General features: G+C 48.0%; 19 protein-coding genes. 13 read left to right on the top strand and 6 right to left on the bottom strand.

The features are described 5' to 3' along the window. Positions 1 to 8: 8 nt before the first annotated feature. Positions 9 to 1,328: a sodium-dependent transporter gene (locus tag CWC33_RS04265; RefSeq protein WP_100690915.1), complete on the bottom strand. Its 1,320-nt coding sequence runs from the start codon at positions 1,326 to 1,328 to the stop codon at positions 9 to 11. 210 nt (positions 1,329 to 1,538) lie between these two features. On the opposite strand from CWC33_RS04265, the gene pckA reads away from it, so the two are divergent. The 3 genes from pckA to CWC33_RS04250 all read left to right on the top strand — a co-directional run bounded on the left by pckA (position 1,539) and on the right by CWC33_RS04250 (position 5,353). Continuing rightward, entirely contained in the window at positions 1,539 to 3,140 is a 1,602-nt protein-coding gene (pckA, locus tag CWC33_RS04260) for a phosphoenolpyruvate carboxykinase (ATP) (RefSeq protein ID WP_100690914.1), read from the top strand. A gap of 96 nt (positions 3,141 to 3,236) precedes the next feature. After that, positions 3,237 to 4,160 (top strand): ABC transporter ATP-binding protein, encoded by a 924-nt coding sequence (locus CWC33_RS04255; protein ID WP_100690913.1) that lies wholly within the window; start codon positions 3,237 to 3,239, stop codon positions 4,158 to 4,160. Beyond that, on the top strand, positions 4,160 to 5,353 hold the full coding sequence (locus tag CWC33_RS04250) for an ABC transporter permease (RefSeq protein WP_100690912.1): 1,194 nt from the start codon (positions 4,160 to 4,162) through the stop codon (positions 5,351 to 5,353). Before CWC33_RS04255 ends, CWC33_RS04250 begins: the two co-directional genes overlap by 1 nt. 89 nt (positions 5,354 to 5,442) lie before the next feature. On the opposite strand, the gene CWC33_RS04245 is transcribed toward CWC33_RS04250, so the two are convergent. The 3 genes from CWC33_RS04245 to fabR all read right to left on the bottom strand — a co-directional run bounded on the left by CWC33_RS04245 (position 5,443) and on the right by fabR (position 8,869). After that, a complete protein-coding gene (locus CWC33_RS04245) occupies positions 5,443 to 6,024 on the bottom strand; it encodes a hypothetical protein (protein WP_100690911.1) in 582 nt (193 codons plus the stop codon). Between the two features lie 183 nt (positions 6,025 to 6,207). Then, on the bottom strand, positions 6,208 to 8,226 hold the full coding sequence (locus tag CWC33_RS04240) for a S9 family peptidase (RefSeq protein WP_100690910.1): 2,019 nt from the start codon (positions 8,224 to 8,226) through the stop codon (positions 6,208 to 6,210). Positions 8,227 to 8,257: 31 nt separating this feature from the next. Continuing rightward, the gene (fabR, locus tag CWC33_RS04235) at positions 8,258 to 8,869 is read right to left on the bottom strand and encodes an HTH-type transcriptional repressor FabR (RefSeq protein WP_088769082.1); all 612 of its coding nucleotides are present in this window, start codon (positions 8,867 to 8,869) and stop codon (positions 8,258 to 8,260) included. 152 nt (positions 8,870 to 9,021) lie between these two features. On the opposite strand from fabR, the gene CWC33_RS04230 reads away from it, so the two are divergent. From CWC33_RS04230 to CWC33_RS04220, 3 genes are all read left to right on the top strand, one after another. After that, a complete protein-coding gene (locus CWC33_RS04230) occupies positions 9,022 to 10,161 on the top strand; it encodes a fatty acid desaturase (RefSeq protein WP_100690909.1) in 1,140 nt (379 codons plus the stop codon). A 106-nt stretch (positions 10,162 to 10,267) separates the two neighbouring features. Continuing rightward, positions 10,268 to 10,579 (top strand): flagellar basal body rod C-terminal domain-containing protein, encoded by a 312-nt coding sequence (locus CWC33_RS04225; RefSeq protein WP_100690908.1) that lies wholly within the window; start codon positions 10,268 to 10,270, stop codon positions 10,577 to 10,579. Between the two features lie 19 nt (positions 10,580 to 10,598). Then, positions 10,599 to 11,465 carry a putative metalloprotease CJM1_0395 family protein gene (locus CWC33_RS04220; RefSeq protein WP_232709839.1) on the top strand — a complete coding sequence of 289 codons (867 nt, stop codon included), beginning with the start codon at positions 10,599 to 10,601 and terminating at the stop codon, positions 11,463 to 11,465. A gap of 13 nt (positions 11,466 to 11,478) precedes the next feature. On the opposite strand, the gene CWC33_RS04215 is transcribed toward CWC33_RS04220, so the two are convergent. Together CWC33_RS04215 and greB are read right to left on the bottom strand one after the other, a co-directional pair. After that, positions 11,479 to 13,806 carry a Tex family protein gene (locus tag CWC33_RS04215; RefSeq protein ID WP_100690906.1) on the bottom strand — a complete coding sequence of 776 codons (2,328 nt, stop codon included), beginning with the start codon at positions 13,804 to 13,806 and terminating at the stop codon, positions 11,479 to 11,481. Positions 13,807 to 13,869: 63 nt separating this feature from the next. Continuing rightward, the gene (greB, locus tag CWC33_RS04210) at positions 13,870 to 14,349 is read right to left on the bottom strand and encodes a transcription elongation factor GreB (RefSeq protein WP_100690905.1); all 480 of its coding nucleotides are present in this window, start codon (positions 14,347 to 14,349) and stop codon (positions 13,870 to 13,872) included. 210 nt (positions 14,350 to 14,559) lie between these two features. Between greB and CWC33_RS04205 the strand changes: the two genes are divergently transcribed. The 7 genes from CWC33_RS04205 to CWC33_RS04175 all read left to right on the top strand — a co-directional run bounded on the left by CWC33_RS04205 (position 14,560) and on the right by CWC33_RS04175 (position 18,140). After that, positions 14,560 to 15,138, top strand: a complete 579-nt coding sequence (locus CWC33_RS04205; RefSeq protein WP_100690904.1) for a hypothetical protein — start codon at positions 14,560 to 14,562, stop codon at positions 15,136 to 15,138. A gap of 190 nt (positions 15,139 to 15,328) precedes the next feature. Further along, positions 15,329 to 15,793, top strand: a complete 465-nt coding sequence (locus CWC33_RS04200; RefSeq protein ID WP_157803477.1) for a hypothetical protein — start codon at positions 15,329 to 15,331, stop codon at positions 15,791 to 15,793. Between the two features lie 93 nt (positions 15,794 to 15,886). Next, positions 15,887 to 16,495: an HAD family hydrolase gene (locus tag CWC33_RS04195; RefSeq protein ID WP_100690902.1), complete on the top strand. Its 609-nt coding sequence runs from the start codon at positions 15,887 to 15,889 to the stop codon at positions 16,493 to 16,495. 14 nt (positions 16,496 to 16,509) lie between these two features. Beyond that, a complete protein-coding gene (locus tag CWC33_RS04190; RefSeq protein ID WP_100692269.1) occupies positions 16,510 to 16,974 on the top strand; it encodes a GNAT family N-acetyltransferase in 465 nt (154 codons plus the stop codon). Between the two features lie 123 nt (positions 16,975 to 17,097). After that, complete coding sequence (locus CWC33_RS04185) at positions 17,098 to 17,352, top strand: type II toxin-antitoxin system Phd/YefM family antitoxin (protein ID WP_100690901.1); 255 nt, start codon at positions 17,098 to 17,100, stop codon at positions 17,350 to 17,352. Then, on the top strand, positions 17,345 to 17,608 hold the full coding sequence (locus tag CWC33_RS04180) for a Txe/YoeB family addiction module toxin (protein WP_100690900.1): 264 nt from the start codon (positions 17,345 to 17,347) through the stop codon (positions 17,606 to 17,608). The genes CWC33_RS04185 and CWC33_RS04180 overlap by 8 nt, the downstream gene beginning before the upstream one ends. Positions 17,609 to 17,732: 124 nt before the next feature. Further along, the gene (locus tag CWC33_RS04175; protein WP_100690899.1) at positions 17,733 to 18,140 is read left to right on the top strand and encodes a GFA family protein; all 408 of its coding nucleotides are present in this window, start codon (positions 17,733 to 17,735) and stop codon (positions 18,138 to 18,140) included. Positions 18,141 to 18,143: the final 3 nt, after the last annotated feature.

Below are 18,143 nucleotides of genomic sequence, written 5' to 3'. Positions count from 1 at the left end.
CGAAATAACTAACTTAACGCGACGTGGTAAAATACGATACTCATGAGCACCGGGCATAAGTAACGAATGTGCCAGCGCAATAATGTCAGCCCGAAACTGCCCGCAGCAATGGCTTTTAGGTGATTGCTGCGGCGCCATAACCAACCCACTACCAGTAAGTAGAATAAGCCTGACAGTGGTAACTGGAACTGTGTGACGGCGGTGACAACCCAACCAAACAGTGGCTCGAAGAATAAAATTAATAAGAGTGAGAACACACCAATCAGAACCAGCGATGCCGCAGTAGCAACCGGACGGCTTAACTTGCGCTCCTCAATGCAGTAAGACACCGGGACTTCTGCCTGAGCAATGGTCGATGTTAGTGCGGCAATACTCAGCAGACTAAAGAAGGCAAAAGCGACAAAGGGACCGGCAACGCCCATGCTGTTGAAAAGCTCTGGTAGTACTGCAAATATGAGTTGTCCTTCGCCGACCAACTCGGTCCCTTCACCAACGGAAACGCCTAAATGAATACCTGCGTAAAGTGCCGGAATAATCAGTAAGCCAGCTAAAAACGCGATGAACGTATCGAGTGCCGCAACTGACAGGCTCAAACGGCCCAAGTTCGCGCCGGGCTTTAAGTACGAGCCGTAAATCATCATGCCGCCCAGACCAATCGACAGCGAGAAGAACGCCTGCCCCATAGCCGCAACCAGAATGCTGGTGTTGGTTATTTGCGTGAAGTCTGGCACTAAATAACGCTCTAAGCCGACGCTGGCACCGGGCAGAGTCATCATGTAAATAATCAGGCCGACGAGCAGAATCACTAATGTTGGCATTAAACGCTTGGACCAACGCTCAATGCCTTTTTCCACGCCCTGGAAGACGACTAACGCAGTGGCGGTTAAAAACAGTCCCGTGAAGATTAAGTCGCGCGGCATGGAGCTGTTCAGTAAGAATTCGGACACGGATGCTAAGCCAACGCCTTTAGCTAAGAAGCCGAGTGCGTGAACCACCATCCAACCGGCGACGACGTGATAGAAGCTCAGCATTAAGCACGAGCCCAGTACGTTCAAATAGCCCATTAGCTTGCCGACAGGACGAGCCTTTCCTCCGGAAAGCTGAGTCAGTGACTTAACCGGGTTAGCTTGTGCACTGTGACCTATGAGCAGTTCGCTATAAAGGGCAGGAATAGCCAGAATAAAAATGACGCACAGGTACACGAGTAAAAAAGCGCCACCACCATGGTTGGCGACTTGCGTCGGAAAGCCCCAAATGTTGCCGAGTCCGACGGCGGAACCCGCGGCCGCTAAAATAAAGCCAATGCGGCTATGAAATGAATCACGCATAAATGTCCAAAAAGCTTACTGCCCCTACTTAAGTCAGGCGGGCATTCTAACGAACTGAGAAAATTTTGCCCTATCTTTTTTTAGTCAATCGGGTTACTATTCGCGCCCTGAATTTCAGCCAGTTGCCCAATTACTGAACAGGACGTTTCGAGTAAGCGCAGCTGACCTAAACGTTAACGTACAAGACCGTAATCTCAGGAGCCTTACGTCATGCCAAATCTGGATCTGAGCCGCTACGGCATCACCGATGTCGAAGAAATCGTCCACAACCCGTCCTACGACCTGCTGTTTGAAGAAGAAACTCGCGATGACCTGCAGGGTTACGAAAAAGGCACGGTAACGGATTTAGGAGCGGTTGCTGTCGATACCGGAATATTCACCGGCCGTTCACCAAAAGACAAATACATTGTTCGCGACGACACGACGCGTGACACCGTGTGGTGGGCTGACCAGGGTAAGAACGACAACAAACCATTGTCGACCGAAACCTGGAAAGAACTGAAAGGCTTAGTTACTGAGCAGCTGTCGAACAAACGCTTGTTTGTGGTCGACACCTATTGCGGTGCTAACGAAGATACACGCTTAGCGGTTCGCTTCATTACTGAAGTGGCATGGCAGGCACATTTCGTGAAAAACATGTTCATTCGCCCAAGCGAAGAAGAGCTGGAAACGTTCGAGCCAGACTTCGTGGTCATGAACGGTGCGAAGTGCATTAATCCTAAGTGGCAAGAACAAGAGCTGAACTCTGAAAACTTTGTGGCGTTTAACTTAACGGAGAAAATCCAGTTAATTGGCGGTACCTGGTACGGCGGCGAAATGAAAAAAGGTATGTTCTCAATGATGAACTACTTCCTGCCGCTTAAAGGCATTGCGTCAATGCACTGTTCAGCAAACGTAGGTAAAGAAGGCGACGTTGCTATTTTCTTTGGCTTGTCAGGTACCGGCAAAACCACGTTGTCGACTGACCCGAAACGGGCACTGATTGGTGACGACGAGCACGGTTGGGACGACGACGGTGTCTTCAACTTTGAAGGCGGTTGTTATGCGAAAACCATCAACCTGTCGAAAGAAGCGGAACCGGATATTTACAACGCGATTCGTCGTGACGCGTTATTAGAAAACGTTGCGGTTGATGAAAATGGCGTTGTCGACTTTGATGACAACTCGAAAACCGAGAACACTCGTGTTTCTTACCCTATTTACCACATCGATAACATTGTTAAGCCGGTGTCTAAAGCGGGTCACGCGAAGAAAGTAATCTTCCTGACGGCAGACGCGTTTGGCGTATTACCGCCGGTGTCTAAGCTGACCAAAGAGCAGGCGCAGTACCACTTCCTGTCTGGCTTTACCGCGAAACTGGCGGGTACTGAACGCGGTGTGACTGAACCAACGCCGACCTTCTCAAGCTGTTTTGGCGCAGCATTCTTAAGCCTGCACCCAACTCAGTATGCGGAAGTACTGGTGAAACGTATGGAAGCGGCTGGCGCAGAAGCTTATTTGGTTAACACGGGTTGGAGCGGTACTGGCAAGCGTATTTCTATTAAAGCAACGCGCGCTATCATCGACTCTATCTTAGACGGCTCTATTGAAGACGCTGAGTTTGTTGAACTGCCTTACTTTAACCTGGCTATGCCAACTCAGTTAGCTGGTGTTGAAGACAGCAGCATTTTAGACCCGCGTAAAACGTATGAAGACGACGGCGAGTGGGACGTTCGTGCTAAAGACTTAGCCGAGCGTTTTGTCGCTAACTTCGAGAAGTTTACCGACACCGAGAACGGTAAAGCCTTAGTGGCAGCTGGTCCTAAGCTGTAAGTCACAGTTTGAAACAAATTAAAGGGCTCGTAACACTTGTTACGGGCCCTTTGTGTTTCTAAGATAGGTGATCCTTAAAATTAACAGAAAAACAACATGCGCCTTTCAGTTAATAATGTCACTAAGCGTTACCGTACCGTAACGGCGGTAGACTCCATCTCTCTCGATATCCAACCCGGCAAAATTCAGGCTCTGCTTGGCCCCAACGGTGCTGGTAAATCCTCTTTAGTTCGTATGCTGGTTGGCCTGACACATCCCGACGAAGGGGAAATAGTGGTTGAGAACAACGGCCAAACCATAGATTTGACTTACCACGACTTTGCTTACTTACCCGAAGACCGTGGTTTGTATCAGGACCGCTCCATTCTCGATAACCTTAATTACATTGCCGGTCTGCGCGGACTGAAGCTGAGCGACATACGTGGCGACATTGACAGCTGGCTAGCACGGTTTGAACTGACCGATCGTAAAGACGAGCCGTTGCGTCAGATGTCCAAAGGCAATCAGCAAAAAGTGCAGCTTATAGCCACTTTACTGCATGACCCACAGCTGGTGATTCTGGACGAGCCATTTTCAGGCCTGGATCCGGTGAATCAGGAACATGTGCTGACGGTACTGACTGAGCTGCGCGAGCGCGGCAAAACCGTAGTGCTGAGTGCGCACCAGATGGCATTGGTAGAACGTTTAGCCGATACCATGCTGTTAATGAATAAAGGCCGGGCTGTTGCGCAGGGAAGCCTTCAGGAAATTCGTGATACCTTGCTACCCGAGCCGGTTTACCGGGTGACCACCAACGCTCAACTTGCAATGGAAAGCTGGGAAGCAGTTGAGCAAGTAGAGTCGGTTCGTAAAGTAAACGACGAGCAGGTTGAACTGACGTTTAATAAGGATACCGATATTGAGCAGTTATGGCCAGAGCTAGCACAGCAGGTGTCGATAAAGGCTTTTGCGCCTATCCAGCCAGGGTTACATGACTTGTACCTGAACACAATACGTAAGCAAACTGGGGAGGTGCAGTGATGAAAGTTAGTTACTTACAACAGCTGAAAGCCATTGCCTGGTGGGAGTTTAAACGCTTTTTTAAGTGGAAGCAGGAGCTGTTCTCAGTTGCGCTTTTAGTGCTGATTTTTGCCGTGAGTGCTGGTTGGGGCGCTATTACCCAAGTTTTTTCCGACCAATATCAGGGCGCTATTTTCTATCAGGAGGGCAAGCCTCAGGCGTGGGAATTCAAAGCACCAAAAGACTTAATCCTTCGAAGAGCCGGCACCATGGAAATGGAAAAGTGGCAAACGCAGCTACCAGAAGACTTAGATACCTTGATTGTGATTACACCCGAGTTAACCGCTAAGGTGTGGGTGAAAAAGTCACAAAGCTGGCAGCAGGATTTACGCAGGGAGCTGCAAGAGCAGTTGCAGGCTCTTCGTATTCAGCAACTGAAACTGACGCCGGAAGAGCGCACAGTTATTGATGAGAAACCGGACATAACCTTCGCTATTGAAGAAAGCGAAGACGCGTCGATAGACGATGCCAGCGACGCTTCCGCTACTATGTTACTGATGGTCATCATGGTGGGCGTTTTCACCGGCTTTGGATTGATGATGATGTCGATTACTGCCGAAAAGCAGCAACGTGTGACGGAACAATTACTGACGATAGTGACGCCCACCCAGTGGATGGATGGAAAAATTATAGGTATTACGCTGCACAGTATTAAATCAATGACCTTTATTGGGCTTATGATTCTTGGCGTGAGTATGGTGATTGCCGCTTTTTCAGAAGACGGTGGTTCGGGTCTGGACTGGGGCGTGGGAGCGACTCTGCTCAGTATTATATTTGTGGTGCTGGGAACAGTGTTAATCAATGCGATGCTGGCTGGCTTTTCGGCAACCATTGATGACCCGAATCACTCCTCCCGCAGTACCGTAATGCTAGTTCCGCTGTTACCGGTGTTTTTAAGCTTCAGTGTAATTGGCGAGCCAGACTCCACTATCGCAACGGTGATGAGCATTATTCCGGTCAGTTCATTCGCAATGATGCCTGCTCGTTTACTGCAAACAGATGTTGCAGTATGGGAGTGGTTGCTGAGTTTAGCGCTACTGGGCGCCTTTGTTTACTGGATGCGTAGTGTTGCTGGGCGGCTATTTGCCATGGGTATTCAGTATTACGGGAAAGAACCGGGCTGGAAGGAAATTTGGCAGGCCATAAAAGGTTAGAGAATAAGGTCTGGGTACCTTATCAAGGTTCCAGACCCTCTCAATTTAGAACGACGATGTGAAGTTTTTAAAGAATAAAGACCATTATCTTAGGGAATTTGGCAGCAAATGCCACAGCCGCAACAACCAACTCCTCCACAGCATTTCAATTTATTCGGACTCCCGTCCTGACAGGGAATACTGCAACATGATTGTGCTGATAGCATATTCGTTGATGAGCATTCTTCTATGCTATTCGCCTTAATTTCCTTGTCGTAAGTAGAAATAGTCGTTTTACCTGATAGCACATCATCACTATCACTTCCAATTGAAAAGCTAGAGCTTGAGTTATAACCCTGCATCGTTTCAATGGAATCGATGTTATCCCAACTATCCTTCTCTTTTTTATAAGCTTTCAGATATAGCTTGGGAATCTGCTTTCCTTGATGTGTCAGTTCACTGACTAGAATCTCTATTTTATAATCTTCCATGCTATTGGGATGGGTCATGTATAATGTCATTGGATGACCCAATACAGGAATTGCTTTTAAATCACTGAATTCATCTCCTTTAATATTAATATCAAATGATACTTCGACAGCGGTAAGCCCTTCTTTATCGTTACCGGGGAAAGCATCAAATGATAAAAGAGCGGAAATTAAAAAGATCGTTGATAGAAGTAGTGTTTTCACTTTCCCTCCGAAACAAATATTAGTTTAATTAATCTTGCAGTCTTAAATGTTAAAATTCGATTAAAATTTATACAAAGCTTCTAAAAAGTCAACATTTAGTAACTTTTCAGTATAATTAAAAGAATGATAGAGAAGCGAATCTTTTGGGGAGGGAGAGGCCTGAGGAAGCTCAGGCCTAACTTTTTACTTCAGTTGCTCTGCGTGTGGTAGTTCAAACGGAGGCTTCTCTTCTGATTTCTCCATTAAGAAGGTATCCATCCAACGCATGAAACGCATGCTGTAGTCTAACTGTGCAGCCACTTTACGGTTACCATGGCCTTCGCCCGGGTAGAACACCAAGCGTACTGGCACGTTACCGTGAGTCTTCAGGTAACGGTACAGCTCCATCGACTGTGACGGATGCACGCGCGTGTCTTCTTTACCGTGCATAATCAGAATTGGCGTACGTGCTTTCTCTGCATGGAAAATAGGGCTGCGTTCTAAGTACCATTGCCACTTGTCCCACGGGTAGCTACGTGCGTGAACGGCGTGCATTTCTTTAGGGATATCGGTAGTACCGAATTTTGATAAGTTATTGCTAATACCGACAAACATTACACTGGCGGCAAAGTGCTCAGTCTGCGCCGTTGCGCCCCAGGCCGAAGCGTAACCACCGTAAGAACCGCCGGTAATACCCACGCGAGATTCATCAGCAATGCCCATGGCCACTAAGTGCTCTTTGGCATCAACAATGTCGTCGAACTCTTTACCCGCGTAGTCGTTTTGACCAAGCTTCGAGAATTCAACGCCACGGCCTGTGCTGCCACGGTAGTTCGGGAAGAACAGTGCATAGCCTTTAGATGCGGCATGCTTAACCGGCGACGCATAGCGATCTAACCAGCCATTGCTGTAATGCGACTCCGGACCACCATGAATGACCATAACGGTTGGGTAGCTTTTACCTTCTTCGTATCCCAGTGGGTAAACCAAAATACCTTCCAGCTCTAAACCATCGCGCGCTTCATAGGCAATGGTTTCCTGACGTGGCATATCAATCTCTGACAACCAAGGGTTTGAGTTTGTTAAGCGTTCCAACCCACCGTTGGCGTATTTAAAAGCTTCGCTTGGGTGAGAAGGGCGGTGTGCGGTTAATACAAACTCAGATTTGCCCGCTTCGCCGTCAATGCTGGTCACAATGGCTTCACCAGGCTCAACCAAAATGCGGCTTTCCAGGAATTTCAGCGTTAACGCCTGAACTTCTGACTCTGTGCCTTGGTGTCCAAGCCAAACCAACTCTTCACTGGTACGCCAGGTAAAGTCTTTTACCGAGCCTTTGTAGTTCGGTAATACGTTGCGATGCTCTTGTTCGCGAGTGTCGTAAACAAACAAAGAACCCGCCGACGGATCGTTATAGTCTGCCGCACGAATCATGGCTAAGTAACGACCATCCGGTGAGAACTCAGCACGACCCAGCTTGCCTTCAGCCTCAAAGGTTGAAGCCACTTCGCCATCTAACCCAATCAGTTGGTATTGGCTGCTCATATAGTTGTCGTCAATAAGCGGGGTCGGTGCCGTGCGAACTAAAAGCTGTTCGTTGTTCGGGTGGAATGCCACAGAATAAACTTGCTGATCATCCGGCGTTACGGCTTTCGCTTCAGCGTCTTCCTGACCTAAAACGACGTGATAAACTTGGGTGTAGGTTAAATCTTCTTCATACACTTCGGCTTTAAAGCCCTTTTTCGACAGCTTCTCTTTGTCGCTGTCTTTCGGGCCAGATGACAAGAACACTAACTGTGTCCCGTCTTCGCTTAAGTCGTAGCTGCCAATATTGCCATCGAACTCAAACACCGACTGCACACCACCGCCTTTAACTGGCATGCGGTACAGCTCCTGGTAGTCGTCGCCGTCTTCTTTCGCAGTGAAGTACAAGTACTCACCTTGTGGACCAAAACTGACTCGGCCGAACTTTTCAGTTTTACTGAGGTAAGAAGTTTCCTCGCCCGCTGAGTTAATAAGTACTAACTCACTGTAGTCTGAGCCGTCATCGTCTTCATAAGGCGCACGTGGAATGGAGCGGATAACTGCCGTGAATTCGCCCGTTGGCGACAAGTCCGCCATGCGCACTGCTTCTGTTGTTACGGTATCCATTAGCGTCATTTCGCGGGCGTCGGCATCGACCGCCCAAGCCGCTAACGCAATACCCCCTGCTACACGTAAAAGCATAGTTGTCTCCGTTGTTGTTCTACTATTTATTTTATTTCATAAACCGTTTTGTTGCTTCGGCGCCACGCGCGACTAAACGCACTTGCGCTATCGTTGTTTCTGTAATGCGTTCGCGCTCTTCTTCGTTTACGTCGAAACAGTCAGCACCGGCACTGAATACAATTTTGGCAATGGTGTCCGACTGTAATTCGGCTAACTCACGGGTAAACGACTGCTCATTCACTAAATACTCTTCCAGCTCGGCTTTAAAATGCTCAATTTCACGCACAACCGCTAACCGAAAGCTGCGCGAACGACCTGAGCGTTCTTGCAGTAGCAGCCTGAATATAGCGGTGTTTTCCGCTACAAACTGCATAAAGGTTTCTACCGATACCCGGATAATAGAGCCGCCAGTTTCTATGCGTTGACGTGCCTGGCGCAATAATTGACGCAGCGCTAAACCACACTCATCAACCAAAGTAAGTCCTAACTCATCCATGTCGCGGAAGTGCCGGTAAAAAGAGGTTGGCGCAATGCCTGCCTCACGCGCCACTTCACGCAAGCTTAAGCTGGAAAAGCCCGCCTCAGCACTGAGCTGATTCATCGCCGCATTTATTAGTGCGCGGCGCGTCTTTTCTTTCTGTTTTGCTCGAACCCCAGCCATATTTGTTGCCATCCTTCGCTGTTACTGAATGAATAGTAACACAGGTCTTTACACATTTTCCGCTTGTAATTTGAACGCAAAACCCGTACATTCAGCGAACAGGTGTACGCTGTTTTGTCACCTGACTTTTTTGATTGTTTTAGGTTATATACATGCAAAAGAATTTTGAAAAACCCCCTCTTATTTGGCTTAACACCCTCGTGTTCTCCATTACATTCGCTATAGCCGCCATTGGTGTTCCTTTATACGCGTTCACCGTCGGCATTGGCGCAGAATTTTGGTGGGTTATGTTTGGTACCGCGTGTTTTGCGGGTATTTCCATTACCGCGGGCTACCATCGTTTGTGGGCGCACCGTACGTACGACGCCAATCCGGTATTGCGCTTTTTATTTGCTATTGGCGGCGCTGTAGCGCTGCAAAACAGTGCCTTGCACTGGTCGTCTGATCACCGTGTGCATCACACGCACGTTGATGACAATGACAAAGACCCGTACTCAGCAAAACGCGGCTTTTGGTATTCGCATATTGGCTGGATGCTGCGTGAGTATCAGGCGAGTCGTTATTCTGACTACGACAACGTCAAAGACTTACAGAAAGATCCTATCGTTATGTGGCAGCACAAGTATTACCTGCCGCTGACGCTGTTCGTTAACTTCGGTTGGCCAATTGCCGCCGGCTTCATGCTGGGCGATGTTTGGGCTGGCTTATTGGTTATTGGCGTATTGCGCCTGGTGCTGAACCATCACACCACGTTCTTTATTAACTCGCTGGCGCATATTTGGGGCAAGCAGCCTTATACCGACAAAAACACCGCGCGCGATAATGGCGTGCTGGCGTTTATGACCTTCGGCGAGGGTTATCATAACTATCACCACATTTTTGCCAGTGACTATCGTAACGGCATTCGCTGGTGGCAGTTTGACCCGACCAAATGGCTTATTCGTGCCAGTAGTTGGTTCGGTTTAGCGCGTAACCTTAAACGCAGCTCGCCGTATCAGGTCGAGCGCGCGAAGCTGCAAATGCAGTTAAAAGTCGCTCGTAAGAAAGCCATGAGCGCACCAGAGTCATTGTTCGAAAAAGCGCATGAGCATTACGAGCAACTGGGTACGCAATTACGTGAATACTACAAAGCACGTAAAAAGCTGCTGGACTCTAAAGCTCAGGACATAAAAGAGCACTTAAACCATGACATTGATGTGCTGAAAAAGCAGGTCGATGACATGCGTGAATCTCTTGCTGAGCAGAAGCGTCACTGGAAAGCCTTATTGAACCAAATTCAGCAGCACGCGTAATAGAATTTAGCCCTTCAGTACTTGAAAATGAACAAAATATAATCAATACTGGAGGGTAAATTCTTCGAAGTCAGCACAATTATGTTTTTGTGCAAGTGAGGTGGGTATGGAAATTGGTGCAGCAATGAATTCAGGCCTTCAGGGTATGCAACGTGCAAACCAGCAAGTGTCTGAAGCAAGCCGGGAAATTGCCTCTGCGGCGGGTCGTAACGACGTGCAGCAGCAAGACAATGCCAATACAAATGGTGGTCAGCCAGCTACCGAAACCGCGACTGAAACTGCGCAAAGTGTTAACGCTGCCAGTACAACTGACTCGCTGGTTTCATTAAACGAAGGGCAGACCAACTTTGAAGCCAACACTCGTACAGTAGAAACCGCTGACGAAATGTTGGGCACTCTTATTGATACCAGTGCTTAAGTAGCCGAATGTTCTAGTCATGAATATCACCACAGCGCTACCGGCTATTCCTGTGACATCGGCTCCTCCTATGGAGTCGATGCAGACGGACAATGCCGCAAAAGCGCTGGTCACTGAACCTACTGCAACTGAAAAGCAAAACAACAGCGCCGACAGCGCAGCTCCTACTTATTCTCCTAACGGTAAAGTCGCCAAAAAAGGCAAAGACTCAGCCGAGGGTGAAGCTAAAGGTGCTGAAGCTAAGGGAGCGGAGTCTGAAGAAGCGAAAGGCGAAGAAAAAGCTGACGCAACTGAAGAAAAGAAACCGAACGGTCAACAACTGGACGAGCAAGAGCTCGAAAAAGTTGATGAGCTAAAAAGCCGTGATCAGGAAGTGCGTGTGCATGAACAAGCGCATGCGGCTGTGGGCGGGCAGTACGCTGGTTCACCTTCTTACGAATACGAACGTGGTCCCGATGGTAAGTCTTATGCCGTTGGCGGTGAGGTTCAAATTGACGTCAGCCCTGTTCAGGGCGACCCTCAAGCAACCATTCAGAAAATGCAGGTGGTACGTCGTGCGGCGTTAGCACCGGCTCAGCCGTCTGCTGCCGACCGCTCCATTGCTGCGGATGCTGCTAATAAAGCCACGCAAGCTCGTGCAGAGTTGGCAAAACAGCAAGTGCAAGGTGAAGAGGGCGAGCAAGCGCCTGATATCAGCATTAACGCACCCTTTAAGAAAAGCTTAGAAGGTGAGGGCGAAGCGTCGAAAAGTGAATCACCTGATGCTGCAGCACCGGCTGAGCAAGGCAAGAAAACCCTATCTGCGCCAGAGCGCGGCGCTATGGTGGCTTCTTTCTACGACAATAAAGTTCGTCCATCCGTGGACTCATTCAGCGCTACTGCTTAATCCTTTCTCCTATTTATTTCTGTTTCGCTTTTGCGAAAGCGTCGGCTAAGGCATTACCCATAGCGGCATTTTGCGGCTGCTTGCTTTGCTGACCACGCTCACGCTGAGGCTTGCCTTTATTAGAGCTGCTGCCCTGCGGTTTAGACTTAGCAGCCGGTTTTGCAGAGACTTCATCGTTTAAACGCATGGTTAAACCAATGCGGTTACGCTCTATGTCCACTTCCAGCACTTTTACTTTCACAATATCGCCGGCTTTCACCACTTCGCGCGGGTCGCTGACAAACTTGTCTGCCAGTGCAGAAATATGAACCAGACCGTCCTGATGGACGCCAACATCCACAAAGGCACCAAAGTTAGCCACGTTGGTCACCACACCTTCTAATTGCATGCCGGGTTTCAGATCGCTGACTTTCTCAACACCTTCTTTGAATTCTGCCGTTTTGAATTCAGGGCGTGGGTCACGGCCTGGCTTTTCAAGCTCTGACAAAATATCCGTTACCGTTGGCAGGCCGAAGCGCTCATCTGTATAGTCCGCCGCGTTCAGGCTTTTAACTAATGATTGGTTGCCAATAAGCTCTTGTACTGGCAAGTCATTTGCCTTTGCCATGCGCTCTACCACTGAATAAGCTTCCGGGTGAACCGCTGAGGCATCTAGCGGCTGTTCGCCGTTGCTAATGCGTAGGAAGCCCGCTGCCTGTTCAAAGGCTTTTGGTCCCATGCGTGGCACATCGAGTAATTGTTTACGGTTAGCAAAGGCACCGTTGGCGTCGCGGTAATCGACAATGTTTTTCGCTAGCGTTTTCGACAAACCGGAAACGCGCTGAAGCAAGGCCGCAGAAGCCATGTTGGCATCCACGCCTACTGCGTTGACACAGTCCTCAACCACGGCATCCAGGCTTTGTGCCAGTTGTGACTGGCTAACGTCGTGCTGATATTGACCCACACCAATAGACTTCGGCTCTATTTTTACCAGCTCGGCTAACGGGTCCTGCAAGCGGCGAGCGATAGACACCGCGCCACGTAGCGACACATCCATATCTGGAAACTCTTGTGCCGCCAATTCCGACGCCGAGTAAACCGATGCACCCGCTTCGTTCACGATAACCTTGGTGGCTTTAATTTCGCTGTGCTGCTTCAGCATGTCACCGACCATTTTGTCGGTCTCGCGCGAGTGAGTGCCGTTACCAATACTAATAAGCTCAACCTTATACTGCTTGCACAGGGTCGCCAGCGTGCGCATGGCTTTGTCCATTTGGTTTTGCGGCTGGAACGGGAACACCGTGTTGGTCGCACCGGCTTTACCGGTTTCATCGACCACGGCCACTTTAACACCGGTACGAACACCCGGATCTAAGCCCATAGTGGTTTTCGCACCCGCAGGGGCTGCCATCAGTAAGTCTTTTAAATTGCTGGCAAATACCTGAATGGCGGCTTCTTCAGCGCGCTCACGCACACGAGCCATAAGTTCGGTTTCCATGTGCAGTGACAGCTTCACCCGCCAGGTCCACTGAATGACCTGACGCAACCAGTCGTCCGCAGCGCGGCCCTGGTGCTCGAAGTTCAGGAAGTCGGCGATCATCACTTCGCAATGCGAGCCAGTGGCTTTGTCTTCACTACCTGGGTCAGCGTCCATGGAAAGCTGCAAAAAGCCTTCGTTACGGCCACGCAGCAACGCCAACGTGCGGTGCGAGGGAATGGTCTTAAACAGTTCAGAAAACTCAAAATAGTCGCGGAATTTAGCGCCTTCTTTTTCTTTGCCCGGTGCAACCGTGCTGGTTAGGTGCGCGTTCTGCCACAAGTGTGATCGCAAGTGCTTCAGAAGCTCAGCTTGCTCAGCAAAGCGCTCCATTAAAATAGCGCGGGCGCCGTCTAGTACCGCTTTGGCGTCCGCAAAGCCTTTGTTAGCGTCAACGTAGTCAGCGGCCGCTTGTTCCGGGTTTTGTGTTGGGTCTTTCCACAATAAGTCCGCCAGTGGCTCAATGCCTGCTTCAATGGCAATTTGGCCTTTAGTGCGGCGCTTCGGTTTATAAGGCAGGTATAAATCTTCCAGCTCGGTTTTCGAGTCAGCGGTTTTAATGCTTTGAGCCAGTTCCTCGGTCAGCTTGCCTTGCTCGTCAATCGACTTCAGTATCACCTGACGGCGGTCGTCCAGCTCGCGCAGGTAGTTCAGGCGCTGGTGCAGCTGGCGTAACTGCGTGTCGTCTAAACCGCCGGTCACCTCTTTACGGTAACGGGCAATAAAAGGCACCGTCGAGCCTTCGTCCAGCAACTGGATAACAGCGGCAATCTGACGCTCGTCGACCTTCAGTTCATTAGCAAGTAATTGCGGTATCTGGCTCATAGTGCATCTCTTGGTTTTAAAACGTTACGACAAATAATGGGGACGAATACTATCACGAATTGACTACGCGGGCTGTTGGTAACTTATCTTATTAATAAACCAGGTCTTGGTGCCCTGCGGCGTACGAACCTCGGCCTCGTCGTCCACCTCTTTCTTCAGCAACGCACGCGCCATGGGCGAGTCGATAGACACCGCGTCTTTGCGATCATAAATTTCATCTGGCCCAACAATTTGAAAGGCCCGAACGTTCTCGTCGTTGTCCTCAATTTCCACCCAGGCACCAAAAAACACTTTGCCGTCCTGCTGCGGCGAATAGTCCACCACCTTCACCTGCTCCAGACGCTTGGTTAAGTAGCGAATGCGTCCGTCAATTTTGCGCAGTTTCTGTTTATTGTATTTATAGTCTGCGTTCTCAGACCGGTCGCCGAGACTCGCCGCCCAGGACACTTTCTCCACCGTTTCGCGACGTTCAACACGCCAAAGGTGTTCAAGTTCCTTCTGCAGCATTTCATAGCCTGGTCTAGTAATTAAGTTGGTTTTCATACGCTGATTCGTTGTGCCTGCGTTGAATGATTAGGGAATTTTACTGGGTTATCTGTTCGAAGGAAATGGAGTTGAGGGAAATGGGGACGGGAGCAAAAGGTTTTATTGTAAGAATTTCAGGTTTTAGTTATATGTTATATTTTTTTGTTGTTATAAAAGTTCATTTTCTTTACAGTTAAATCAATTAGAGAAATAAAAAAGGATAAAAAAGTGAATAAAAATAATAGGGATAGCAATGATAATCTTAATCCAGTTGGACTCTTGGTACACGTTGTTGCAGTAGTCTTATTTTGCCATGCAGCTTTATCTTATATAGGTTTCCCGGGGTATTTGGATAACTGGGTACCATCTCTAGTTAGCGTTTTCTTGCCCATAATAAATATATTTTTCGGAGCTTATTACGGGCTGATGGGGTATTGGGAAATTAATTGGCTATTTACGAGTTTAATATTACTTTTGGGTTTTGGAGCACTAATACCTAAAGCTTTAGGATATATTTTCTCGGTTCTTTTTATAACTACCACAGTTAGTGTAATTTACAGTACAGATCCAGACCCCTCTGATATTCCTGATGGAGAGGGAGCTATTGAGGTAGTATATGCGAGAGCCAATAAAGAAGTTTCTCACCCTAGAGGAATGAATAGTAAAGAGGGTATTGAGACACTGCTAGAGTATGCTCGGATATATCGATCAAGATGCTTAAGAAATGATCAGCAAAGATGTGCTGCTAATTTAAAATTAATGATGGATACTGTCAAGCATCAATTAAGTGACCCTCGGTTGAATTAGTAGCATTCACTGAGTGGGAAGAATTCGATGCATAGAAAACATAACGAGTCGTTGTTGTCGCGGCAGGGACGGCTTACGCAACACTCCAGCCGCCCCAAAGCTTATAGTTAGCTGTAAATATGGAGGAGCCATGGGTCGCAGACTAATCATTGGTTTTGGAACAATATGTTTCGTTCTAGGAGCTATCGCCTTGTCGAACTACGCTAGCCTATATCGACCAGTCACCGAATCGCTATCGGAGGATCCTAGAAACGAAGGGGTGGAAGTAAGCGTTCACTATCAGTGGTTCGTCAACCCGAACGTTATTGTATTCGATTTGCGAAGCGTTTCTGAAAATAACAGTCCCGCTGATGTGACCCGGAATCTACTGCAGGCTTCAAAGGTTCTTGAGAGACGGTCTTTTGATCATGTACTGCTGTCGCATAGAGGTACGGCAAAATTCATTCTGGAGGGAGACTTCTTTAAGAAGCTTGGGACAGAGTATGGGGTTCAGAATCCGATGTATACACTGCGTACTCTGCCTGAGAACGTTCTGGAGTTAGATGGTACACCGGCATTTGGCAAATGGTCTGGCGGCTGGCTTGGTGTCACAAGTAAGCAGATAGAGGATTTGAATAAATTTCACAGAGAATGGTTTTTATCAGACCTTATGTGATACAGCTACCAAGTCGCTCAAGCTCGCTCCGCGCTTTGCGTTCCCTCGGACACAGCTCCGCTTAGCTTAAATGTTAAAAGCCTTGAGGTAAAGATGAACCTTGCTCTCTTCGATTTTGACGGAACAATCACAACACGAGATACATATACGAAGTTTGTCTTTTCCTCGACCAAATTCGTGCGGCTGGTTATTGGCGCCTTACTTCTTTTTCCTGCAATCACCTTATACAAAGCGCGGCTTCTTTCAGCTCCTAAAATCCGACCTTTGATATCACGAGTTGCTTTCACGGGTGTTTCCGAAAAACAACTTGATGCTAGTGCTGAACGCTTTGTTTCCGAATATTTACCCTCTGTGATTCGGAGCGATATGCTGCAGAAAATAGCTGAGCATAAAGAGAACGGTGATCATGTGGTGATTGTGTCTGCATCTATCTCTCCTTATTTAAAAATCTGGTGTAAACGCCACGAGGTAGATTTAATTTGCAGTGAACTTGAAGTGCGTAATGGTCGATTTACCGGCGCTTACCTGAATGGCGATTGCAGTAACGAGAGAAAGATCGAGCGCGTAAAAGAGCGCATCGATTTATCCCTTTATAGTGAAATTTTTGCGTATGGAGATTCTGAAGAGGATTACCCTATGCTAAACCTAGCCAATACGAGTTTTTATCGGGGCGAACGCTTTGAAGTTGCATCGGTTGAATGACGGCAAACACCAACATGATAAAAATCAGAAAATATAACGAAGCAGATGCGCGTGATTTATGGGCTATTTTTTATCGCACCATCCGTAATGTGAACTCACGTGACTACACACAAGCGCAAGTCAAAGCATGGGCGCCGGATGACGTCTCTCCTGAAGCATGGCAGCGAAAAATGAATGCTAACTCTCCTTTTGTTGCTGAAATTAACGGGGAAACTGTTGGTTATGCCGACCTTCAGGAAGATGGATTAATTGACCATTTCTTTTGTCACCATAAGCATCAGGGTCAAGGTATCGGGCGTCACTTAATGGAGCACGTGCTAAGAGTGGGGGAGTTACAAGGAATTACCCGGTTTTACTCTGAGGTGAGCATTACAGCGCGTCCGTTTTATGAGAAATTGGGCTTTAAAGTCGCAAAAGAGCAGACGGTAGAAATTCGTGGGCAGAAGCTTCGTAACTTTGTTATGGAAAGGTTCAGCTAACAAATAGTAGCAGAGTACCAGACCCATTTATCTTATCTCTCAATACTTACCTGCACAGAATATTGTACATCTAGCAAACTTCATCTATACTTGTTCAATAAGTTGAACATGTTGAGGTGGCACATGAGAATCGTCTCTTTTACTGAAGCCAGAAACGGCTTAAAAGCTGTATTAGACAGTGTAATTAATGACGCTGACACTACGGTTATTACCCGTCGCGACTCGGAAGATGCCGTGGTGATGTCTTTGGATTACTACAATAGCTTAATGGAAACCGTCCACTTGCTTCGTTCGCCAGCAAATGCTGAGCACTTGAATAAATCAATTGCTCAATACAAAGAAGGTAAAGCTAAGCAGCGAGAGTTGTTAGATGAGTAATCGGTTGCTGTCATGGACGGATGCAGCCTGGAAAGACTACTTATTTTGGCAAACTCAGGATAAAAAGACCCTTAAACGTATTAACCGATTAGTTGCCGATACTAAGCGGTCGCCATTTGATGGTATTGGTAAGCCTGAACCGTTAAAAGAGAACCTTTCAGGATTCTGGTCTCGGCGAATTGATGACACTAATAGGCTGGTTTATGCGGCAGACGATAGTGCAATTACGATTATTTCGTGTCGGTATCATTACTAATAATCTATTCCGATTTCCGGAGGGGGATTACGCACTATGTGTCCTCAGCGAGCAGTCGTGTAAATCCATTTTTCCGCCGTGTATTCCTGAAAATGACGCGAAAACCTCTTATTAAGGTGATGTTATGACTCAAAAATATTACGGATCGTGTCTTTGCGGTCGTGTCGGCTACGAGGTGAGTGGTGACTTCGGCGCATTTTATTTATGCCATTGTAGCCGCTGCCAAAAAGGTACCGGCTCCGCTCATGCGGCTAATTTGTTTGCTAAAGCAGGGCGGTTGGTTTGGCTTAAAGGCGAAACGAACGTAACGCATTACCAACACACAGGCTCGCTACATATTAAGAGCTTTTGTCAGTCTTGCGGCTCTGCGCTTCCTACATTCGCAGAATCGATTAATTGTGTTGTGGTGCCGGCCGGTAGCCTTGATACGCCGATATCAGTTAAGCCTACGGCTAAGATCTTTGTTGCTGACTGCGCCGCCTGGTCAGTTGATTTGAGTAATGTGCCGAGTTATGAGGCGTTACCTGGGTAAGGA

Source organism: Idiomarina sp. X4, assembly GCF_002808045.1.
Classification (GTDB): Bacteria; Pseudomonadota; Gammaproteobacteria; order Enterobacterales; family Alteromonadaceae; genus Idiomarina.
Note: the sequence above shows the minus strand (reverse complement) of the source record. Positions and strands in the feature narration are given on the sequence as shown.